Annotated in this window: 4 protein-coding genes; all 4 read left to right on the forward strand. The window is 71.6% G+C overall.

Going from position 1 to position 4937, the window contains the following annotated elements:
* The first annotated feature begins 224 nt into the window (after window positions 1–224).
* On the forward strand, window positions 225–1682 hold the full coding sequence (lysA, locus tag EIO58_RS12430) for a diaminopimelate decarboxylase (protein ID WP_240658801.1): 1458 nt from the start codon (window positions 225–227) through the stop codon (window positions 1680–1682).
* Entirely contained in the window at window positions 1679–2983 is a 1305-nt protein-coding gene (locus EIO58_RS12435) for a homoserine dehydrogenase (RefSeq protein ID WP_127819805.1), read from the forward strand. The genes lysA and EIO58_RS12435 overlap by 4 nt, the downstream gene beginning before the upstream one ends.
* Window positions 2984–3001: 18 nt before the next feature.
* Complete coding sequence (gene thrC, locus EIO58_RS12440) at window positions 3002–4090, forward strand: threonine synthase (RefSeq protein ID WP_127819806.1); 1089 nt, start codon at window positions 3002–3004, stop codon at window positions 4088–4090.
* Window positions 4087–4937: homoserine kinase (thrB, locus tag EIO58_RS12445; protein ID WP_127819807.1), on the forward strand; the 851-nt coding region annotated here is incomplete at its 3' end. The genes thrC and thrB, both read left to right, overlap by 4 nt.

Below are 4937 nucleotides of genomic sequence, written 5' to 3' on the forward strand. Positions count from 1 at the left end.
CGGGTTTCGACGTCGACGGCGCCATCACCACCGACCCCGCCCTGCGCGCGACGGGCTCGTGCGAGTGAGGGCGTACTCGCGGCGTCACACGACGCAGGCGACGGATGCCGCGTACCCTAGACTTCAAGCACTGCCCGGCGCGTGACCCCTCCGGCCGAGGCATCCGGTCCGCTTCCGGGCTCCCGGACGACCGCCGCGCCGAAGCTCCCACCGATTGGTCCACTGTGTCCGCCGACCCGCACACCCGCTCCGCCGCTCCCGCATGGCTGCAGGTACCCGATGACGTGAACGCGCTCGCCGCCGAGGTGTGGCCGGCGACGGCCCTGCGCGACGATGACGGCGTGCTCCTGCTCGGGGGCCTGCGCGCGACCGAGCTGCATGAGCGCTTCGGCACGCCGCTGTACGTCCTCGACGAGGATCTCGTGCGCGAGACCGCACGCCGCACGCTCGACGCCTTCCGCGCCGCGGCCGCTCTGCACGGCGTGCAGGCGCGTGTGTACTACGCCGGCAAGGCGCTGCTCACCACCGAGGTCGTACGCTGGGTGACCGAAGAAGGATTGGCCGTCGACGTCTGCACGGGCGGCGAGCTCGCCGTCGCGCTCGCGGCGGGCGCCGACCCCTCTCGGCTCGGCTTCCACGGCAACAACAAGTCGGTCGCCGAGCTCGAGCAGGCCGTCGAGGCCGGCGTCGGGTCGATCGTCATCGACAGCCTCATCGAGATCGAGCGCCTCGGCGCGATCGTCGAGCGGCGCGGGGCGACGCAGCCGGTGCTGCTGCGGGTGAACAGCGGCGTGCACGCCGAGACGCACGACTTCCTCGCGACGGCGCACGAAGACCAGAAGTTCGGCTTCACGCTGACGGATGCCCCCGCCGCGGTCGCGCGCATCCGCGAGTTCTCGGGGCTGCGGCTGGTGGGCCTGCACTGCCACATCGGCTCGCAGATCTTCGGCAGCGCCGGCTTCGAGGAGTCCGCCGCACGCGTGGTGGCGCTGCACGCCGAGCTGCGCGAGGGCGGCGACCTGCCGGTGCTCAACCTCGGCGGCGGTTTCGGCATCGCCTACACGTCGGCCGATGACCCGACCCCGATCGAAGAGCTGGCGGTCGGCATCGCGGACGCCGTCGCACGCCAGTGCGAGGTGCGCGGCATCCCGGTCCCGAACCTGGCGTTCGAGCCCGGGCGCGCGATCGTGGGCCGTGCGGGTGTGACCCTGTACGAGGTGGGCACGACCAAGCCCGTCGCGCTCGCGGCCGGCGGCCAGCGGCTCTACGTCAGTGTCGACGGCGGCATGAGCGACAACGCACGACCCGCGCTGTACGGCGCCGAGTTCTCGGCGCGGGTGGCCTCGCGCACCAGCGACGCCGCCCCGAGTCTTGCGCGAGTGGTGGGCAAGCACTGCGAGTCCGGCGACATCGTGGTGGATGCCGAGTACCTGCCGTCCGACGTGGTCGCGGGCGATCTGCTCGCGGTGCCCGCCACGGGTGCCTATTGCTTCTCGCTCGCGAGCAACTACAACTACGTGGCGCGGCCGCCGGTGGTGGCGCTGCGCGGCGGTGAGGCGCGCGTCATCGTGCGCGGCGAGACGATCGACGATCTGCTCGCGCGCGACGCCGGCATCGCTGCCCGGCCCGCTCTCGACGATGGGCGCACGCCCCGGGAAGCTCCGACGGAAGGGATCGCATGACCGACTACCGCCGCCTCCGCGTCGCGCTGCTGGGAGCCGGAGCCGTGGGCTCGCAGGTCGCCGCGCTTCTGCGACAGCATGCCGATGAGCTGGCCGATCGCGCAGGCGCCCGTCTCGAGCTCGTGGGTATCGCCGTCCGCGACATCGACGCCACGCGCGACGTGGACCTGCCGCGCGAGCTCTTCACGACCGATGCGGAGTCGCTCATCCTCGGCGCAGATATCGTGATCGAGCTCATGGGCGGCATCGAGCCCGCCCGAGCGTACGTTCTGCAGGCGATCAACTCGGGCGCCGACGTCGTCACGGCCAACAAAGCGCTCCTCGCGACGCACGGGCCCGAGATCTTCGACGCCGCCGATCAGGTCGGCGCAGAGGTTTACTACGAGGCGGCCGCGGCGGGCGCCATCCCGATCATCCGCCCGCTGCGCGACTCGCTCGCCGGCGACCGCGTGCAGCGCATCATGGGCATCGTCAACGGCACCACGAATTACATCCTCGACCGTATGGATGCCGAGGGCGCCGAGTTCGGCGATGTGCTGGTCGACGCGCAGCGACTCGGCTACGCCGAGTCCGACCCCACCGCAGACGTCGAGGGCTACGACGCGGCGCAGAAGGCCGCGATCCTCGCGAGCCTCGCGTTCCACACGACCGTGCCGCTGGACGCCGTGCATCGCGAGGGCATCACCGGCATCGACAAGTCCACGATGGATGCCGCGCGGCACGCCGGGTACGTCATCAAGCTGCTCGCCGTGTGCGAGCGCCTGGACGGCGGAAGCGGCGAGTCCATCTCGGTGCGCGTGTACCCGGCGCTCATCGAGCGCGACCACCCGCTCGCGAGCGTGCACGGAGCCAACAACGCCGTGTTCGTGCAGGCCGAGGCCGCCGGCAACCTGATGTTCTACGGCGCGGGCGCCGGGGGAGTGCAGACGGCGTCCGCCGTGCTCGGCGACGTCGTCTCGGCGGCCCGCCGCCACATCGCGGGCGGCGTGGGCGTGGGGGAGTCCACGCTCGCGAATCTGCCGATCGTTGCAATCGGACGCGTGACGACGCGATACCAGATCACGCTCGAGGTCGATGACCAGCCCGGCGTGCTCGCGACCGTGGCGGGCATCCTCAGCGACGGCCGCGTCTCGATCGCGACCCTCGAGCAGACCGTCGCGGGCGAGGAGGCGAACATCGCGCGCCTCGTCATCGGCACTCACAAGGCTCTGGAGCAGGACCTCAGCGAGACGGTGAGCCGGCTCGCGACGAGCGGCGTCGTGGAGCGCGTCGTGTCGGTCCTTCGTGTCGAGGGTGAATGACTGTGGAAGGGAACTGAAATGGCACATGTCTGGCGCGGAGTCCTCCGCGAGTACGCCGACCGCCTCGGCGTGACCGACGCATCGACGGTCGTCACGCTGGGCGAGGGCGGCACGCCGCTCCTTCCGGCGCCTGCGCTCTCGCGGCGCACCGGCACCGACGTCTGGGTCAAGTTCGAGGGCATGAACCCGACCGGGTCGTTCAAGGACCGCGGCATGACGGTCGCGGTGTCGCGCGCCATCGACCACGGAGCGAAGGCGGTGATCTGCGCATCCACCGGCAACACGTCCGCCTCGGCCGCCGCGTATGCGGCTCATGCCGGCATCACCGCGGCGGTGCTCGTGCCCGAGGGCAAGATCGCGATGGGCAAGCTCAGCCAGGCCGTGGCCCACAACGGGCGCCTCATCCAGATCCGCGGCAACTTCGACGACTGCCTCGAGATCGCCCGGGAACTCGCCGAGCACTACCCGGTGCATCTCGTGAACTCCGTCAACCCCGACCGCATCGACGGCCAGAAGACCGCGGCGTACGAGGTCGTCGAGCAGCTCGGCGACGCCCCCGACTTCCACTTCATCCCGGTCGGCAACGCGGGCAACTACACCGCGTACACCCGCGGCTACCGCGAAGAGGCCGATTCCGGCGTCTCGACGCGCGTGCCCCGCATGTTCGGCTTCCAGGCCGCCGGATCCGCGCCACTCGTGCGCGGCGAGGTCGTGAAGAACCCCGAGACCGTGGCCAGCGCCATCCGCATCGGCAACCCGGCGTCCTGGCACCTGGCCCTCGATGCGCGCGACGCGACCGACGGCTATTTCGGCGCGATCGACGACGAGAGGATCCTCGCCGCTCAGAAGCTGCTCGCAGGCGAGGTCGGCATCTTCGTCGAGCCGGCGTCCGCGATCAGCGTGGCGGGGCTGCTCGACCGCGTCGAGGCCGGCATCGTGCCGCAGGGGGCACGCGTCGTGCTCACGGTCACCGGCCACGGCCTGAAGGACCCGCAGTGGGCGCTGCGCAACGCCGACGGCTCGCAGATCGAGCCGACGGTCGTCGAAGCGACGACCTCGGAGGTGGCATCCGTTCTCGACCTCGCCCCCGCTGAGGCGACCGCGTGAACGCACCCGTCGTCCCGGCGCCCGGCCGCCGGGTCGTCGTGCGGGTGCCCGCCACGAGCGCCAACCTGGGTCCGGGATTCGACACGCTCGGCCTCGCGCTCAGTGTGTACGACGAGCTCGACGTGACGGCTCTGCCCGAGGGCGAGCTCGAGATCGAGGTCGAGGGATCCGGCGCGGCCGATGTGCCGCGCGACGCGTCGCACCTCGTCGTGCGTGCGATCGCGTACGCGTACGAGTCGGTGGGACGAAGGACGCCGGGGCTCCGGCTGTTCGCGAAGAACGTGATCCCGCACGGCCGCGGGCTGGGATCGTCGGGCGCAGCCGTCGTCTCGGGCCTGCTCGCTGCGAAGGGGCTGCTCGAGGGCGATGTCGAGCTCGGGCCCGACACGCTGCTGCGTCTGGCGACGGAGCTCGAGGGCCACCCCGACAACGTCGCACCGGCGCTGTTCGGCGGCCTCACGATCGCGTGGGTCGACGAGGGCGCGCCCCAGCACAAGAAGCTGCTCGTGCACCGTGGTGTGTCGCCGCTCGTGCTCGTCCCCGAGTTCACGATGTCGACGAAGCTCGCGCGGAGCCTCCAGCCGATGCAGGTGCCCCGCGAGGACGCCGTCTTCAACGTGTCCCGCTCGGCACTGTTGATCGCGGCCCTCACCCAGAGCCCCGAACTGCTGCAGGCGGCGACCGAAGATAAGCTGCACCAGAACTACCGCGCGAGCGCGATGCCCGACACCGACCGGCTCGTGCGCGCGCTGCGGGCGGCGGGCTTCGCCGCGGTCGTGTCGGGGGCGGGGCCGAGCGTGCTCGTGCTCGCCGATGGTCCCGGCCGCCGGCTCGAGGCGGCGGCGGT

This window comes from Microbacterium sp. CPCC 204701, from assembly GCF_004010105.1.
Taxonomy (GTDB): domain Bacteria; phylum Actinomycetota; class Actinomycetes; order Actinomycetales; family Microbacteriaceae; genus Microbacterium.